The sequence below is a fragment of the Streptomyces sp. DT2A-34 genome (assembly GCF_030499515.1).
In the GTDB taxonomy this organism is placed as follows: Bacteria; Actinomycetota; Actinomycetes; order Streptomycetales; family Streptomycetaceae; genus Streptomyces.
The window spans coordinates 8,562,867-8,579,714 of record NZ_JASTWJ010000001.1 but is presented as its reverse complement, the minus strand read 5'-3'; the positions used below and the strand labels follow the sequence as shown (position 1 = coordinate 8,579,714).

11 protein-coding genes are annotated in these 16,848 nt (G+C 70.9%); 4 read left to right on the top strand and 7 right to left on the bottom strand.

Annotated features, from left to right (window positions below; translation table 11 throughout):
- Positions 1-90 precede the first annotated feature (90 nt).
- The 5 genes from QQM39_RS38340 to QQM39_RS38320 are packed head-to-tail and all read right to left on the bottom strand — an operon-like array spanning position 91 to position 8,043.
- Complete coding sequence (locus QQM39_RS38340) at positions 91-696, bottom strand: ATP/GTP-binding protein (protein ID WP_302002219.1); 606 nt, start codon at positions 694-696, stop codon at positions 91-93.
- Positions 677-4,330 (bottom strand): hydantoinase B/oxoprolinase family protein, encoded by a 3,654-nt coding sequence (locus QQM39_RS38335; protein ID WP_302002218.1) that lies wholly within the window; start codon positions 4,328-4,330, stop codon positions 677-679. The genes QQM39_RS38340 and QQM39_RS38335 overlap by 20 nt, the downstream gene beginning before the upstream one ends.
- A 24-nt stretch (positions 4,331-4,354) precedes the next feature.
- Positions 4,355-4,750 (bottom strand): DUF742 domain-containing protein, encoded by a 396-nt coding sequence (locus QQM39_RS38330; protein WP_302002217.1) that lies wholly within the window; start codon positions 4,748-4,750, stop codon positions 4,355-4,357.
- Positions 4,751-4,759: 9 nt separating this feature from the next.
- The gene (locus tag QQM39_RS38325) at positions 4,760-5,197 is read right to left on the bottom strand and encodes a roadblock/LC7 domain-containing protein (protein WP_062704455.1); all 438 of its coding nucleotides are present in this window, start codon (positions 5,195-5,197) and stop codon (positions 4,760-4,762) included.
- Positions 5,194-8,043, bottom strand: a complete 2,850-nt coding sequence (locus QQM39_RS38320) for a nitrate- and nitrite sensing domain-containing protein (protein WP_302002216.1) — start codon at positions 8,041-8,043, stop codon at positions 5,194-5,196. Before QQM39_RS38320 ends, QQM39_RS38325 begins: the two co-directional genes overlap by 4 nt.
- Before the next feature lie 420 nt (positions 8,044-8,463).
- On the opposite strand from QQM39_RS38320, the gene QQM39_RS38315 reads away from it, so the two are divergent.
- A complete protein-coding gene (locus QQM39_RS38315) occupies positions 8,464-9,114 on the top strand; it encodes a hypothetical protein (protein WP_302002215.1) in 651 nt (216 codons plus the stop codon).
- Between the two features lie 204 nt (positions 9,115-9,318).
- Here the strand turns inward: QQM39_RS38315 and QQM39_RS38310 are convergent, their stop codons facing one another.
- On the bottom strand, positions 9,319-10,509 hold the full coding sequence (locus QQM39_RS38310) for an NAD(P)/FAD-dependent oxidoreductase (protein ID WP_302002214.1): 1,191 nt from the start codon (positions 10,507-10,509) through the stop codon (positions 9,319-9,321).
- Positions 10,510-11,380: 871 nt separating this feature from the next.
- Positions 11,381-11,704, bottom strand: a complete 324-nt coding sequence (locus tag QQM39_RS38305; RefSeq protein ID WP_302002213.1) for a bifunctional 3-phenylpropionate/cinnamic acid dioxygenase ferredoxin subunit — start codon at positions 11,702-11,704, stop codon at positions 11,381-11,383.
- A gap of 360 nt (positions 11,705-12,064) precedes the next feature.
- On the opposite strand from QQM39_RS38305, the gene QQM39_RS38300 reads away from it, so the two are divergent.
- The 3 genes from QQM39_RS38300 (at position 12,065) to QQM39_RS38290 (ending at position 16,843) form a co-directional block, all read left to right on the top strand.
- Positions 12,065-12,895, top strand: a complete 831-nt coding sequence (locus tag QQM39_RS38300) for an IclR family transcriptional regulator (RefSeq protein ID WP_302002212.1) — start codon at positions 12,065-12,067, stop codon at positions 12,893-12,895.
- Between the two features lie 215 nt (positions 12,896-13,110).
- A complete protein-coding gene (locus QQM39_RS38295; protein ID WP_302002211.1) occupies positions 13,111-14,196 on the top strand; it encodes an S-(hydroxymethyl)mycothiol dehydrogenase in 1,086 nt (361 codons plus the stop codon).
- A gap of 187 nt (positions 14,197-14,383) precedes the next feature.
- Positions 14,384-16,843 (top strand): FAD-dependent oxidoreductase, encoded by a 2,460-nt coding sequence (locus QQM39_RS38290; protein WP_302002210.1) that lies wholly within the window; start codon positions 14,384-14,386, stop codon positions 16,841-16,843.
- The last annotated feature ends 5 nt before the right edge of the window (positions 16,844-16,848 follow it).

The window sequence follows — 16,848 nt, the reverse complement described above, 5'->3', positions numbered from 1 at the left end:
CGTGCGTTGGCTCGAGCCACGCGCGCGTGCCCATGAGCCGCGGCTCGTACCCCGGTCGGCGGGGGTACGGGCCGCACCCTCCGCCGGGCTTCAGGTAGTCACGGTCTGACGGCGGTCCGCCTGGTAGGCCATCGCGTGCTGGACGACGCCGATGAGGGTCTCCTTGACGGACTCCCGGTCGCGGGCGTCGCACAGCAGCAGCGGTACGCCGTCGTCGAGGTCGAGGGCCTGGCGGATGTCCGCCGCCGGGTAACGGGCGGCTCCCTCGAAGCAGTTGACGCCGACGAGGAAGGGTATGGAACGCCGTTCGAAGTAGTCCACGGCCGCGAAGCAGTCCTCGAGGCGGCGGGTGTCGGCGAGGACGACGGCGCCGAGCGCTCCCTCCGAGAGCTCGTCCCACATGAACCAGAACCGCTCCTGGCCAGGCGTGCCGAAGAGGTACAGCACCAGGTCCTCGCGCAGCGTGATGCGGCCGAAGTCCATGGCCACGGTGGTGGTGCGCTTGCCCTCGACACCGCTCGTGTCGTCGACCGGGCGCCCGGCCTCGGTGAGCAGTTCCTCGGTACGCAGCGGCCTGATCTCGCTGACCGCGCCGACGAGGGTGGTCTTGCCCACGCCGAAGCCGCCGGCCACCAGGATCTTGAGCGTGACGGGCTCGACCGGAGGCTTCCCGCGCTCAGAACGCCCGAAGATCATCGATCTCTTCTCCTGCTTGATGGGGGTCGCGCGACGGTGGGCCGTAGCCTCCGCCGCCGGGGGTTTCGATGACGAGTACGTCGCCGGGGCCGACGTCGGCCGAGTCGCTTCCGGCGAGTGCAGTGACCGTGCCGTCCGCGCGTTCGACGCGGTTGGCTCCCAGCGCACCGGGTTCGCCGCCCGCCATGCCGTACGGCGGGACCCTGCGGTGCTGGGAGAGCGTGGAGACGGTCATGGGCTCGTGGAACCGGATGCGGCGCACAGCGCCGTCGCCGCCGTGCCACTGCCCGGCGCCGCCGCTGCCGCGCCGCACGGCGAACTCGTCGAGCTGTACGGGCAGCCGCCACTCCAGCACTTCGGGATCGGTGAGCCGCGAGTTGGTCATGTGGGTCTGCACTACGGGCGCCCCGGGGAACCCGTCGCCCGCGCCGGATCCGGACGCCACGGTCTCGTAGTACTGGTGGCGTTCGTTGCCGAAGGTGACGTTGTTCATGGTGCCGGAGCCCTCGGCCTGGACGCCCAGTGCGGCGTAGAGCGCGCCTGTGATCGCCTGGGAGGTCTCCACATTGCCTGCCACAACCGCTGCCGGGGGTTCGGGCGCGAGCATGGAACCGGGCGGCACGACGATCTCGAGGGGGCGCAAGCAGCCGTCGTTGAGCGGGATGTCGTCGGCGACCAGAGTGCGAAAGACGTACAGGACCGCCGCGTTGACGACCGAGAAGGGGGCGTTGAAGTTCGTGGCCAACTGCGGGGAGGTGCCGGTGAAGTCGACGTTGGCGGAGCGGTTCTCGCGGTCCACGCGCACGCGTACTCGGATGACGGCGCCGGAGTCGGTCTCGTAGGCGTACTCGCCGTCGTCCAGGGCGTCGATGACGCCGCGTACTGCTTCCTCCGCGTTGTCCTGGACATGCCTCATGTACGCCTGAACGACGTCGAGGCCGAAGTTCTCGATCATGCGGGCGACTTCGTCGACGCCCTTCTGGTTGGCCGCGATCTGGGCGCGCAGGTCGGCGAGGTTGGTCTTGGGGTTGCGGGAGGGGTAGGGCGCCTCGGTGAGCAGGCGGAGGGTCTCCTCCTCGCAGAAGCGGCCGTTCTCGGCGAGCAGCCAGTTGTCGAAGAGGATTCCCTCCTCCTCGATGGTGCTGCTGTCGGCGGGCATGGAGCCGGGGGCAATGCCGCCGATCTCGGCGTGATGGCCACGGGAGGCGACGTAGAAGAGGATTTCCGGCTCACCCTCCGTGTTCGCCGTGCTCCCCGTGTCGAAGACCGGGGTGATCACGGTGACGTCGGGCAGGTGAGTGCCGCCGTGGTACGGGTCGTTGACGGCGTAGGTGTCGCCGGGGCGCATCCGGGAGCCGCGGCGCCGGATGACCTCCTTGACGCTGGTGCCCATCGAGCCCAGGTGGACGGGGATGTGCGGGGCGTTGGCCACCAGGTTTCCGTCCGGGTCGAAGAGGGCGCAGGAGAAGTCCAGGCGTTCCTTGATGTTGACGGACTGGGCCGTGGATTCGAGGCGGGCGCCCATCTGTTCGGCGATGGACATGAAGAGGTTGTTGAAGACCTCGAGAAGAACCGGGTCGGCTTTCGTGTCGAGATCGGAACTCTGCGTAATCGCCGCGCGTTCCATGACCAGATGCCCGTCGTCGGTCGTCGCGGCTTGCCAGCCGTCGTCGACGACGGTCGTCGCACTGGCCTCGGTGATGATCGCCGGGCCGGTGACGGTCTGGCCGGGAGGCAGGTCCTCGCGGCGATGGAGGGGTACGTCGCGCCATGTGCCGCCCGTGTGGAGGCGGACGGTCCGCGGGGTGGCCGGGCTGCCTTCAGGGGCGGCTTCGTAGGGGGCGAGAGCGGAGAGATCGGGGGGTTCGGTGATGCCGGTGGCTTCGACGGAGAGGGCTTCGACGACGATCGGGCGGTCGAGGGTGAAGGAGTACGTGGCGCGATGACGGTCTTCGAAGGCGCGCCGCATGGTGTTGGGGTCGGTGAGTTCGACTGTGAGGGTGGTGTCGGTGCCGTCGTAGCGGAGTTGAGCTCGTCGGGTGACCTTGATGCCGTCCTCTGGGACGTCCTCGTCGAGGAGTTCGGTGCGGGCAGCGGATTCGAGGTCGCCCGCGGTCTTCAGGACGCCGGGCATGGAGGTGGCCTCCAGGGGCGCCTCGGCGGACTGTTCACGCATGGCCGTGGTGTCGGCGAGGCCGATGCCGAGTGCGGAGAGGACGCCGGCCATGGGCGGCACGAGGACGGTGCGGATACCGAGGGAGTCGGCGACCATGCACGCGTGCTGGCCACCCGCACCGCCGAAGGTGGTGAGGGCGTAGCGGGTGACGTCGTGGCCCTTCTGGACGGAGATCCGCTTCACGGCGTTGGCGATGTTGGCGACCGCGATCTGCAGGTAGCCCTCGGCGACCTGCTCGGGGGTGCGGTCGTCTCCGGTCTGCTCGCGGATGTCGCGCGCGAGGGCGGTGAAGCGCTCCCGGACGAGGGCGTCGTCGAGGGGCTGGTCGCCCTCGGGGCCGAACACCTTGGGAAAGTGGGCGGGTTGGATGCGGCCGAGCATGACGTTGGCGTCGGTGACTGCGAGCGGGCCGCCGCCCCGGTAGCAGGCGGGCCCCGGGTCCGCGCCCGCCGAGTCCGGCCCTACGCGGTAGCGGGACCCGTCGAAGTGGAGGACCGAGCCGCCGCCTGCCGCGACGGTGTGGATGTCCAGCATGGGGGCGCGCAGGCGGACGCCGGAGATCTGTGTGGTGAAGACCCGTTCGTACTCGCCGGCGAAGTGCGAGACATCGGTGGAGGTGCCGCCCATGTCGAAGCCGATGACGCGGTCGAAGCCGGCGAGCTGCGACATGCGTGCCATGCCGACGATGCCTCCGGCGGGACCGGAGAGAATGGCGTCCTTGCCGCGGAACTGCCCGGCTTCGGCGAGACCGCCGTTGGACTGCATGAACATCAGCCGCACGTCTTCGAGCTCGTCGGCGACGTGCTGGACGTAGCGACGCAGCACGGGCGAGAGGTAGGCGTCCACGACGGCGGTGTCCCCGCGCGGGACGAGCTTCATCAGAGGGCTGACCTCGCTGGACAGCGAGATCTGCGGGAAGCCGATGTGGGCGGCGAGCTCGCCGACGGCCTGTTCGTGGGCGGGGTGGAGGTGGCTGTGCATGCAGACCACGGCGACGGCACGGATGCCGTCGTCGTACGCCTCCCGGAGAGGGCCGACGAGGGCGTCCAGGTCGGGAGTGTGCAGGACGGCGCCGTCGGCGGCGATGCGCTCGTCGACCTCGACGACCCTTTCGTAGAGCAGCTCCGGAAGTTCGATGCGGCGGGCGAAGATGCGGGGCCGGTTCTGGTAGGCGATGCGCAGGGCGTCGCGAAAGCCACGGGTGATGACCAGCAGGGTCCGCTCGCCCTTGCGCTCGAGAAGGGCGTTCGTGGCGACCGTCGTGCCCATCCGGACGGACTCGATGGGGTGGTCCTGGGAGCCGTCCAGCAGTTCGCGTACGCCCGCGACGGCCGCGTCGGAGTATCGCGCCGGGTTCTCCGACAGGAGTTTGTGGGTCAGCAGACGGCCGTCCGGGCGGCGCGCGACGATGTCCGTGAAGGTGCCGCCACGGTCGACCCAGAACTGCCAGCCTGTCACGTCCCTACCCCGCTTCCACGCCGCTCACAGCGCCCGCAGGCCGTTGATCACGTCGCGCAGAATACTCTCGTCCACCAGCTCGGCAGGCGGTACGGGCCGGTTCACATGGACGAATTCCGCGTCCACGAGATCCCCGACGAGGACGCGTACGACTCCGATGGGCAGGTCGATCTCGGCGGAGAGTTCGGCAACGGACTGCGGGGCATCACGGCACAGTTCGACGATGTCCACGTGCTCCGGGGACAGCATCGAGTCCGCTTCCGGGTCGTCCGCGTGCGGTTCCACGACGACGACCGCGATCAGGTCGAGGCGGTGCTGGGCCGCACTGGTGGTGCGGCCGCGCGTCATGGCGTACGGACGGACGACCGGCCCGGCCTCGTCGTCGAACCAGTGGCTTCTTCCCTGACCGTCAGCGCTCATGCCATCCCACTACCCGCCCGCGGGCAGATCGGTGCGCGGAGCGGTACCCAGATGCACTCCGACCCGCTTGACGAGGAGCGTCATCTCGTAGGCGACCAGGCCGACGTCCGAGTCGGCGTCCGAGAGCACGGCGAGGCAGCTGCCGTCGCCCGCGGCCGTCACGAACAGGAAGGCGTCATCGAGCTCGACGACCGTCTGCCGGACATTGCCCGCCTCGAAGTGGCGGCCCACGCCCTTGGCGAGGCTGTGGAATCCGGACGCGACGGCGGCCAGGTGCTCGCTGTCCTCGCGGGTCAGATCCTTGGACACCCCCGTCGGCAGGCCGTCGCCGGAGAGCACGAGGGCCTTACGGATGCTGGCGACGCGGTCCACCAGGTCGTCGAGGAGCCAGTTGAGCTCGCCGGACTGGTTGGTCGCGGTGTGGCCGGTCGCCTTCGGTGCGGTCATCGACCGTCCCCCTTTGTCGTTCCTTGTGCTGTGCCGCTGTGGGCGTCGTCGCCCGCGGCGTTCTCCTGGCGGCCGCGCTGCCAGCCACGCTGGAGCGATGCCATTCGGCTGCGTACCTCGTCCGCGTCCCGCTCGACGAGTTCCGTGTTCTCCTCGGCTCGCCGAGCGGGGCCCTGTTTGAGCTGCGGAGCCAGGCTGGCCTGTCGTACACGCCGGGGCAGCGGACCGGAGCCTGAGCCGCTCTCCCACTGCGCGGCGGCCGTGCTCGGAGCGGAGTGGTCCAGGCCACTCGATTCGATCGCGGCACGCCGCGTGCGCTTCGGGAGGGCTGCGGGCTTCGACGGCTCACTTCGGTCGTGCCCCGCGCTGGGCCACGTGTCGGTACGGTCACCGATCCGGTCCTGCGCGCCGGTGGCCTCTCCGAGGGGTCCCGTACCGCGACGTCGGGTCGGCAGCGGGGCGAGGTCGTTCGGCTCCGGGCGGCTCGGGCTGCCTGTCGGAGGGTCTGCGTCCGTCTCCCCTCGCCGGGAGCGCTGCTCGGTGACCGGGCGTCCGTGCGAACTGACCAGCTTGGGCGTCCGGCGGCGGGGCAGCGGGACGGGGGCGCTCACATCGCCGTCCGTGTCGGAGCGGTCCGTTGCGCCGTGGATGCCGGAGACCGGGTGTCCGCCGAGCGGGCCCGACGCCTCGTCCTCCACATGGGCGAGAGCACGGCGGGGGCGGAAGAGACCGCCGCGTTCGCTGTCCTCGTCGTCGAGTGCGTCCGGGAAGTCGTTGAGCGCGTCCAGGTCGACGGGGGCCTCCAGCTCCACCGGCCCGTCCAGGAGCGAGGCGGGCAGGCCGGGCACACGGGCCGGCACGTGGGCGAGGGCGGCGCGGCGCGTCTCCTCCAGCTCGGCCTCCTTCGAGGGGGTGGGCCGGTCGAGACGGAACCCGATGCCGTTGGTGTCGGGGACGTCGTCGGTGAGCAACGCGTCGGGGATGAAGACCACGGCGGTGGTGCCGCCGTACGGCGACGGCTGCAGCGAGACCCGGACGTTCTGCCGCTGGGCGAGCCGGCTGACCACGAACAGGCCGAGCCGGTCGGTGTCGGACAGCTCGAACTCGGGCGTCTCGGCGAGCCGGAGGTTGGCGTCCAGCAGGGCGTCGGCCGCCATGCCCAGGCCGCGGTCGTGGATCTCAAGGGTGAAGCCGTTGGCGACCCGCTCGCCCAGGACCTGCACTGCGGTGTGCGGCGGGGAGAACACCGTGGCGTTCTCCAGGAGTTCGGCCACGAGGTGCGTGAGGTCCGCGACGGCCGGTCCGGTCACGGCGACGCGAGGCAGACGTCGGACCTCGATGCGCTCGTAGTCCTCGACCTCGGCGACCGCGGCGCGTACGACATCCATGAGCTGGACGGGCTTGCGCCACTGCCGGGACGGGGCGGCGCCGGAGAGGATCACCAGGCCTTCGGCGTGCCGGCGCATACGGGTGGTCAGGTGGTCGAGGCGGAACAGGTCGGCGAGTTCGTCGGTGTCCTCGGTCCGGCGTTCCATGGTGTCGAGGAGGGTGAGCTGCTTGTGGAGGAGGACCTGGCTGCGGCGGGCGAGGTTGACGAAGACCTCGGCGACACCGGCGCGCAGTTCGGCCTGCTTGACGGCGGCCTCGACGGCGGCGCGCTGCAGGGTGTTGAGGGCCTGGCCGACCTCGCCGATCTCGTTCTTGTCGTATTCCAGGTGTGGGACCTCGGTCTCCACGTCGACCTGTTCACCGGAGGAGAGACGGCGCATCACACTGGGCAGGCGTACGCCGGACGCCTCGTGGGCCTCCAGTCGCAGCTGCCGCAGGTCGCGGATGAGGCCGCGCCCGATGCGCACGGACAGGAAGAGAGAGAACAGCAGGGCGAGCAGCCCGAGGACACCGGCGACGGCCGCCTTCAGGATGACGCCCATCGCCACCGGGCTGACGCGGTCCTGATAGCGGGCGCCCGCCTCGTCGTTGAGCTTGCTGAGCTCGTCGAGGACGCTGCCGGCGGCGGTGTCCCAGCTCTTGGCGTCGACCTTGCTGGGCCTACCTGCCTGGGACAGGATGACGGCCTGTTCGGCGACGCGCAGTGGAGCAGTGGAGGCGTTGTCCCAGAAGCGCTTGTAGCGTTCGCGCTCGGACGACGGCAGGTCCGTCAGGCTGATGTCGTACATGAGGCTGCGCTGGGCGACGAGGTCGGAGACCTGGCGTATCTCTTCGCGGGACAGCTTTCCGACCACCAGGGCGGAACTCAGCAACGCGTCCTCGCGGGAGAGCAGTTCGCGGGCGCGGGTCACGTTGAGAAGGGCGCGGGCCTGTTTGTCCATCGCCACGCTGTCGATTCCGTCGAGGGAACCCAGCAGGGCGTAACAGGGGTCGACGAGCCGGTTGTACAGGCCGAGGGCCTGGGAGCGGGTCACCGTTCCGTCCTCGACGCTGCGGCGCAGGGAGTTGATGCCGTCGAAGGCGTCCAGGACGGCGGTGAGGCGCTCTGCGTCGCCCTCGTCCATGCCGTCGCGGACGTCAGGGTCCTTGGCGTTCTTGCGGATCTCGGCGACGGCGGCGTCGGTGGCGCTCCGGGTCTCCCTCAGTGCGGACAGCGCGTCCGAGGCCCGCCGGTCGGCGAGATAGACGAGGGCCTGGCGACGTTCCTGCTGCAGGACGCGGACGGCGTCCTCGGTGGAGTAGCCGATCTTCTCGACGAGGGACGACACCGTGAACAGCTGGGCCACACCTCGCCCCGTGAGTACCGTGGCGAAGCCCCAGATCGCGGTCAGGGACACCAGCGGCACGAGAAGCAGCGCCACCATCTTCCGGCGGACGGACTTCCCGCGAAAGCGCATGGCCTCCCCCAGCTCAAACCCCCATTGCTCAGGGGGCACACATGTGCGTCAACAATTGGCGCGAGCCTACTACCGACGCACAAGTAACTCGAAGAGCCATCCGGAACCTGAACTTCCGCACCGGCGACGAGACATGGGGAGTTGTCCGGCCATTGCGGGAGATTGCCTCCCGCGATCCCGCGGCGCCACCGAGGACGGATCCGGCCAGTCTCCCAGGCCAGTTGGCCAGAAATTTATCTTCCTCGGGAATCTTCGGGACGCGCCGTTCGTCCTTCTCTATGGGAAATGGGGGCGGAATGGGCCACAGGAGCCGCATCCAGTCCCCGGGCGGCGTAAAACAGCGCAAGCCGGGCAACCACTGGGGAGCCGAGTCTTCGGACACGGGCACACGGTCTGCTGGCGGTGGGGAGTGACACGGTGATGGGCACGGCGGAGCGGCGCGAGGCGCCCGAGGACGGGGCGGCGGCGCATGTGACGGCGCGGCGCGGCCCCGATGCGCTGGATCGCGACATTCCGGCGGGCGGACGTCTGGCGACGGGCGGTCGCGATGCTGCGGTGGACGCGAGTGCGGTGACAACGGAGCAGCACGACGTTTCGGCCAGCTCCGGCGGCAAGGCGGCGACGGCCAGGAGCGTGGCCGAGACCGCCCGCGGCGGGGCTGCCCAGGAATGGTCGGCATACCGGCCGTTGTGGGTCGAGGAGCCCGCCCGGCAGCGCCGGATGCCGGATCCGGTACGGACGGCGTCGGTGCGGGCGGTACTGATCATCGCGGTGACGCTGATACAGGCGATGGTGGCCTTCCTGTGCACCCTGGCGGGGTCGTGGCTGGCATTCCCGATGGTGATCAGCAGTGTGGTCAGCACGGTGGTGGCCACCTGGGGCGCTCTCGACGTCTGGGTGACCCGCCAGGTGTGGAAACAGCGCAATGGCGTGATCTCGACGCCGAGCAGCACGGCGCGCGCCCTGCGACGCGAGCGGCGTCGGGCACGACGGCAGACAGGGCAGACCGAGCGCGCTCAGGAGCGAATACGCCGACGGGGCGGCGGGACCGGCCAGCTGTCGCACTCCTGAGCGCGGTCGAACGACCCAGCGCCGGAGGCTGAGGAACGGCCCCGAGCGGTCTTGCCGAGCCAAGCTCGGGTCGGGCCAAGGCCGGAGCAGGTGCCGGGAGCTGGGCCGAGTGCCGGTGCCTGGCCGGGCCGGGGCGCCGGGTCCGTTGCCCGGTCCCGCATCGGCGGGCCCCAGACCACCCCGAACGGCCCGCCCCGGCCGGAGTCAGACCACGGCCGGCCGGGTCTGGTTCGTCCTGCGGACCAGTTCGCGCCGCGCTCGCATGAACGCGCGTGGGCGGTCCACGGAGAGGACGGCGGTCGTCCTGCCGTCACGTTCGTACAGGGCAAGGAACCCGTCCTCGACCGGTGCGCCGTCGGCAAGTTCGCCCTCGGTGATGCGGACCGTGTCCCCGTCCTTGCGTCGGCCCGCGAACTGGATGCGCGCTCCGTACTGGTCCGACCAGAAGTAGGGCAGGGATCGGGCGGTCTCGGCGCTGCGACCGGCGAGCAGGTTGGCCACAGCGACCCGGGGCTGTTCCGTCGCAGAGGTCCAGTGCTCGGCGCGGGAGCCGCCGACGCGGGCGACGTCCCCCACGGCGACAACCTGGGGCAACGCCGTGACGCAGCCGTCGTCGCACAGGACACCGTCCTGCAGGGTGAGCGTCGAGTCCGCCAGCCAGGCGGTGTTGGGGGTGGCGCCGATGCCGACGATCACAACGTCGGCGGGGAGGGTGCGGCCGTCGGCGAGTTCCACACCGGTGACGCCGATCGTGCCGCGCAGTCCGGCGACCGAAGTGCCGGTGACCAGTTCCACCCCGCCACGGCGGTGCAGAGCGGCGCACACGGCGGCCATTTCGGCGCCCAGTTGGGGCACGAGCGGGAGCGGGGCGGCCTCGACGACGGTGACGGTGTGGCCGAGGGCGGCGCAGGAGGACGCGGTTTCGGCACCTATGAAACCGCCGCCGATGACGACGACTTGGAGCGGGCCTCGGGTGAGTTCCGCGCGCAGGGCGCGGGCGTCGTCGAGGGTGCGGAGGGTGTGGACGCCGGCGAGGCCGTCAGCAGGGAGGCGGCGGGCCGAGGCGCCGGTGGCGATGACGACGCCGTCGGTGGAGACGGTGCGGCCGTTGTCGAGGAGGACGGTGCGGCTGCGCGGGTCGAGGCCGCGGGCGCGGGCGCGGGCGCCGAGGAACCACTCGGCATCCAGTTCGGCGGTCTCCTCGGCGTCGGTTAGAGCGAGTCGGTCCTCGCCGGACCGTCCGGTGAGGAAGTCCTTGGAGAGAGGAGGTCGGTCGTAGGGGCGGTGAGGTTCGTCGCCGATGATCACCAGTCGCCCGTCGAAGCCCTGGGCCCGCAGCTCCCGGGCGGCGTACAGACCGGAGAGGGAGGCTCCGACGACGGTCACGGTCCTCATGCGATACGGCTCCTCTCGGACACGGCAGAGACGGGGGCGAGCAAGTGCGGGGCTATGGCCGGCGAGTCCGCGAGGACCGGGGTGTGCGGTGCGGCGCGCGGCGGTCTCGCCGGGACCGGGCGCCGGGAGGGACAGAGGTCGGCCGGGGCCGCAGCCCGGGAGGTCGCCCAGGCCGGGCTCGGCGGAGCGGCAGCCACACAGGACACCTGGGTGCGGCTCACCGGATCCGCGGCCAAGCGGGTCACTCGGGCGCGGCTCATCGGAGCCGCGGGCCGACAGCTCGCCCTGGCCCGACTCACCACAGCTGCCTGCAGCCAACTCACCCCGGCCCGACTCACTGCGGCCGCCACCAGGCGGTCAACCCCCGCCCGACTCACCGCAGCCACAGCCACAGCCGCCGAGCGGATCCCGGCCGTCTTGGCGGGCCGGAGCGCGATTGCCGACCTGAGCCGCTCGGCCCCACCGGTCGGTGGGCCGGCAGTCCGGTGAGTCCACGCGATCGTGTGGGTCGGTGCGATCGGCGTGGCCGGTGGCGCGGTCGGCCGACGGAGTTGCTCGGTCCTCGTCGGAAGGGGTGCCCTCCGCGGGGTGAGTCCCGTCCGCGTGGTCGCGAGGACCGCCACAAGGCCGTCGGCTGCGGCGTCCACACGGCGCTGCCCCACTCCACGGCCAGGTGGACGCAGAGGGCACCACGGCGTGGTCGCGAGGACCGCCACAAGGCCGTCGGCTGCGGCGTCCACACGGCGCTGCCCCACTCCACGGCCAGGTGGACGCAGAGGGCACCACGGCGTGGTCGCGAGGACCGCCGCAAGGCCGCCGGCCGCGGCGTTCGTACGGCGGCCCCCAGTCGTAGGGCCATCGGCGGCGCCGTTCACGCGGCGCTGCCCTCCTCCACGGCAAGGTGGACGTGGATGACACCGTCGTCGACGGTGACGCGGTGCGTGCGGACGGGGCGGCGGGCCGGGAGGCAGGTCGGCTCGCCCGTACGGAGGTCGAATGAGGCGGCGTGCAGCGGGCATTCGACCAGACAGCCCTCCAGCCAGCCCTTGGAGAGGGAGGCGTCCTGATGGGTGCAGGTGTCGTCGATGGCGTACAGCCGGCCGTCGTCGGTATGGAACACGGCGACGGGTGGTGTCGTCCCGATGCGGACGGACTCGCCCTCGGGGAGGTCTTCGAGGCGGCAGACGGGAATCACGGGCCCCCCTCTCGGTCCGGGACACTCGGTCCGGACCTGTGTGGTCCAGGCGGATCGGAGCGTTCGAAGGCCGGACCGTCGTCGGTCCGGCGAGCAAGGCGGTGACGAGTGCCGGACCGGCGTTGCTCCGGCAGTCGAGGAGTTCCGGACCTTCGTGGATCCCGGTGGTCAGGGACCGCTCCTTCGTTGGTCCGGGCTGTTCGGCCCCTTCCGAGGACCGGACGCTTCGGTAACATGATGTTTCGCATGGCGCACGATCGAGCGCTATGCGCAACAGAATCCGGGCGGGACCTCCGTCGCGTCAAGGGTTTCCCGCAGATGCGGCCCAAACCGGGGCCGACAGGTGGTGAGAGTTGAGCCATGACCCGCACGCAGAAGCATTCCGAGCACGGCGAGGAGAAGGCCACGACGACCGAGAAGCAGATCGGTAGAGGGGCGGCCAGTGCCGTCCAGTCGGTGGACCGCGCCGTGAGCGTCCTGGAGATCCTGGCCCGGCACGGTGAGGCGGGCGTGACCGAGATCGCCGACGAGCTGGAGGTGCACAAGTCCACCGCCTTCCGGCTGCTCGGCGTGCTGGAGAACCGCGGCCTGGTGGCCCAGGCGAAGGACCGCGGCAAGTACTACCTGGGCGCCGGCGTACTGCGCCTTGCGGGGGCGGCGGCAGTGCGGCTGGACATCTCGCAGGAGGGCGTCCCGGTCTGCCGGGAGCTCGCGGACGAGCTGGGCGAGACGGTCAACATCGCGGTGCTGGACGACGACGCGGCAGTCAACATCATGCAGGCCCGCGGCACCGCGTCCGTGACGGCCCAGAACTGGCTCGGCCGGCGTACCCCACTGCACGCCACGTCCAGCGGGAAGGTCCTGCTCGCGCACATGCCGCCGACCCTGCGCGAGGGCATCCTGGCCCGCCCGCTCCCCCGCTTCACCGAGCGCACCATCACCGGCGCGTCCATGCTGCGCAGCGAGCTGGAGGCAGTGGTCGAGCAGGGCTACGGGTTCACCATCGAGGAGCTGGAACTGGGGCTGGCGGCCGCCGCGGCGCCCATCCGCGCTCACGACGGCAAGGTGATCGGGGCGATCAGCGTCTCGGGACCGGTGTACCGGCTCAACGCCGACCGCCTGCCGGAGCTGGCCAAGCGCACGGTCGCCGCGGGAGCGGAGCTGTCCCGCCGTATGGGATACGGCTTCTGAGCGAGCGCCGGGCAGACGCTCGCGTCGGTTCGACACCAGCGCGGGACCGGGAACTTCCTGGTCCCGCGCTGCTGTGTGTCCGGCGCGTTTCGAACGGTCCCGCTCCTTTTGCCAAGGGTTAACTCGCACCTCTTGACGGCCGCTTGATGGCGTTCTCAATATGTTCCTCACCGCGCAACCCATCGCGCATTGCGCAACAGCAGAGGAGCTTGGTCGTGCCACACGAGGTCCGTGCCGTAGTCGCTGTGAAGCAGGGCGCACCAGTCGAGGTGCAGACGATCGTCGTTCCCGATCCGGGCCCGGGTGAGGTGCTCGTGAACGTGCAGGCCTGCGGGGTCTGCCACACGGATCTGCACTATCGCGACGGCGCGATCACGGACGACTTCCCCTTCCTGCTGGGTCATGAGGCGGCCGGCACGATCGAGGCGGTCGGCGCCGGCGTCACCGACGTCAAACCCGGCGACTATGTCGTCCTCGCGTGGCGCGCCCCGTGCGGCAGCTGTCGTTCCTGTCGCCGTGGCCGCCCCTGGTACTGCTTCGACTCCCGCAACGCCACCCAGCCGATGACCCTGCTGGACGGTACGCCGCTCACCAACGCCCTCGGCATCGGTGCCTTCGCCGAGAAGACGCTGGTCGCGGCGGGGCAGGCGGTGAAGATCGACCCGGCCGCCCGGCCCGAGGCGGCGGGCCTCATCGGCTGCGGGGTGATGGCCGGGTACGGCGCCGCCGTCAACACCGGCGCCGTCGGCCGCGGCGACTCGGTCGCCGTCATCGGCTGCGGCGGCGTCGGCAACGCGGCCATCGCGGGCGCGTGCCTGAACGGCGCCATGAAGGTCATCGCCGTCGACATCGACGACAGGAAGCTCGACCAGGCGGAGAGGTTCGGCGCCACGCACACCGTCAACTCCCGTGGTACGGACCCCGTCGAGGCGGTGCGCGCGCTCACCGACGGCTTCGGCGTCGACATCGCCATCGACGCCGTAGGCCGCCCGGAGACCTTCAAGCAGGCCTTCTACATGCGCGACCACGCGGGCCTGCTGGTCCAGGTCGGCGTTCCCTCCCCCGAGATGAAGGTCGAGCTCCCGCTGATCGACGTGTTCTCGCGCGGCGGCGCGATCAAGTCGTCCTGGTACGGCGACTGCCTGCCGAGCCGCGACTTCCCGTTCCTCATCGACCAGTACCTGTACGGGCTGCTGGATCTGAACGCGTTCGTGAGCGAGACGATCACTCTCCACCAGGTCGAGAAGGCGTTCGCCAAGATGCACCGGGGTGAGGTGCTGCGCTCGGTGGTGGTTCTGTGAGCGCACAGGACGCCGTACGCCCTCTTCCGTAGCGACGCCCCCTTCCACAGCGCCCCCTCTTCCACGCCGCCCGGCCCACGGTCATCCGCCCCGGCCAGGACACGACCATCGCCGCCGAGCGGTCCAACGAGCCCACCCCTGAGCGACTTCCCTGATCCCTGCCATCCCCGCCACCGCAAGGAGGGGCATGTCCAGCACGCCCGAAACCCGCCCGAGCGGTCCCCGCGTCGTCGTCATCGGCGCCGGCATCGTCGGCTGCTCACTCGCCGACGAGCTGACCGCGCGCGGCTGGACCGACGTCACCGTCCTCGAACAGGGCCCCCTGCCCGCCCCCGGCGGCTCCACCTCGCACGCACCCGGCCTCGTGTTCCAGACGAGCCCGTCCAAGACGCTCGCCGAGTTCGCCAAGTACACGGTCGAGAAGTTCAGCGCCCTTCGCGTCGACGGCGTCCCCTGCTTCAACCAGGTCGGCGGCCTGGAGCTGGCCACCACTGCGGAGCGCCTCGCCGACCTGCACCGCAGGGCGGGCTACGCCGCCGCCTGGGGCATCCGCGGCGAGGTCGTGAGCGCCGCGCGCTGCAAGGAACTCTGGCCTCTCATCGACGAGTCGGTCGTCCTCGGCGGCTTCCACACTCCCGACGACGGCCTGGCCCGCGCGCTGCTCGCGGCCCGCGCCCAGATGGAGCGGGCCACGAGCAGGGGCGCCCGTTTCCTGGAGCGCCACACGGTCACCGGGCTGGAAAAGCAGGACGGCCGAGTTACCGCCGTGGTCACCGACCAGGGCATCTTCCCCGCCGACCACGTGGTCTCCGCGGCCGGCTTCTGGGGCCCGGTCATCGGCCGCATGGCGGGCATCGACATACCGCTGCAACCGCTCGCCCACCAGTACGCGAGGACAGAGCCGCTGCCCGAACTCCAGGGCCACGAGGCGGAGGCCACGCGGCCCATCCTCCGCTTCCAGGACCGCGACCTCTACTTCCGCGAGCACACCGACCGCATCGGCATCGGCAGCTACGCCCATCGGCCCATGCCCGTCGACCCGTTCGCGATCCTGCCGTACGACGAGGCCCGCTCCCGGAACATGGACATGCCCTCCTCGTTTCCCTTCACCACGGAGGACTGGGCCCCGAGCTGGGACGACTGCCGCCGGCTGATGCCGGCGCTGCGTGCGTCGCAGGTGGAGACGGGCTTCAACGGCGTCTTCTCCTTCACCCCGGACGGTATGCCGGTGCTCGGCGAGTCGCGGCAGCTGCGCGGGTTCTGGCTGGCCGAGGCGGTCTGGGTCACGCACTCGGCCGGGGTGGCCGGGGCCGTCGCGGAGTGGATGGTCGACGGACGTCCGTCCCTGGACCTGCACGAGTGCGACCTCACCCGTTTCGAGGAGGCACAGCGTTCACCGGCGTATGTCCGTGAACGCGGTGCGCAGCAGTTCGTGGAGGTGTACGACGTTCTGCACCCGCTCCAGCCCATGGAGCGGCCACGCCCGCTCCGGGTGAGCCCGTTCCACGCCCGCCAGCAGCAACTCGGGGCGTACTTCCTGGAAGGCGGCGGCTGGGAACGCCCGCACTGGTACGAGGCGAACGCTCCCCTCGTCGACGCCCTCGGCCCGCTGCCCGGACGTGACGCCTGGTCGGCCCGCTACTGGTCGCCCATCGCCGCGGCCGAGGCGAAGGCGACCCGCGAGAAGGTCGCCCTCTACGACATGACCCCGCTGCGCCGCCTCGAAGTCACCGGCCCCGGCGCTCTCGGCTTCCTCGACCGCATGACCAGCAACAACCTCCGCAAGAAGCCGGGCGCGGTCACCTACACCCTCCTCCTCGACGAGAGCGGCGGCATCCGTTCCGACCTCACCGTCGCCCGGCTGGCCCCCGACCGCTTCCAGGTCGGCGCGAACTCCCCCGCCGACCTCGACTGGCTCGTCCGCCACGCCCCGGCCGACGTCCACATCAGGGACATCACGTCCGGCACCTGCTGCATCGGCGTCTGGGGCCCCCTCGCCCGTGATCTCGTCCAGCCGCTGACCCGCGACGACTTCTCCCACGAGGCGTTCGGCTACTTCCGCGCGAAGGAGACATACCTCGGCCACGTCCCGGTGACGGCCATGCGCCTGTCGTACGTCGGTGAACTGGGCTGGGAGCTCTACACCACCGCCGACCTGGGCCTCCGTCTCTGGGACACGCTCTGGGAGGCCGGCCGGGACCTCGGTGTGATCGCCGCCGGGCGCTCGGCCTTCAACTCCCTGCGGCTGGAGAAGGGTTACCGCGCGTGGGGCGTCGACATGACCGACGAGCACAACCCGTTCGAGGCGGGCGTCGGCTTCGCGGTGCGCATGGACAAGGAGGAATTCGTCGGGAAGGCCGCGCTGGAGCGCGCCGGTGACCCGACGCGCCGCCTCACGCCACTCCTCCTCGACGACCCCGCCTCCGTGGTCCTGGGCAAGGAGCCGGTGTACGTCGACGGCACCCCGGCGGGTTACGTGACCAGCGCGTCGTACGGCTACACCCTGGGCCGCTGCGTCGCATACGCCTGGCTGCCCACCCTGGCCACCGGCACCGCCGTGCACATCGAGTACTTCGGCGAGAAGGTACCGGCGACGGTCGCCGAAGAGCCGCTCTTCGACCCGAAGATGACCCGCATCCGCCGATAGGAGGC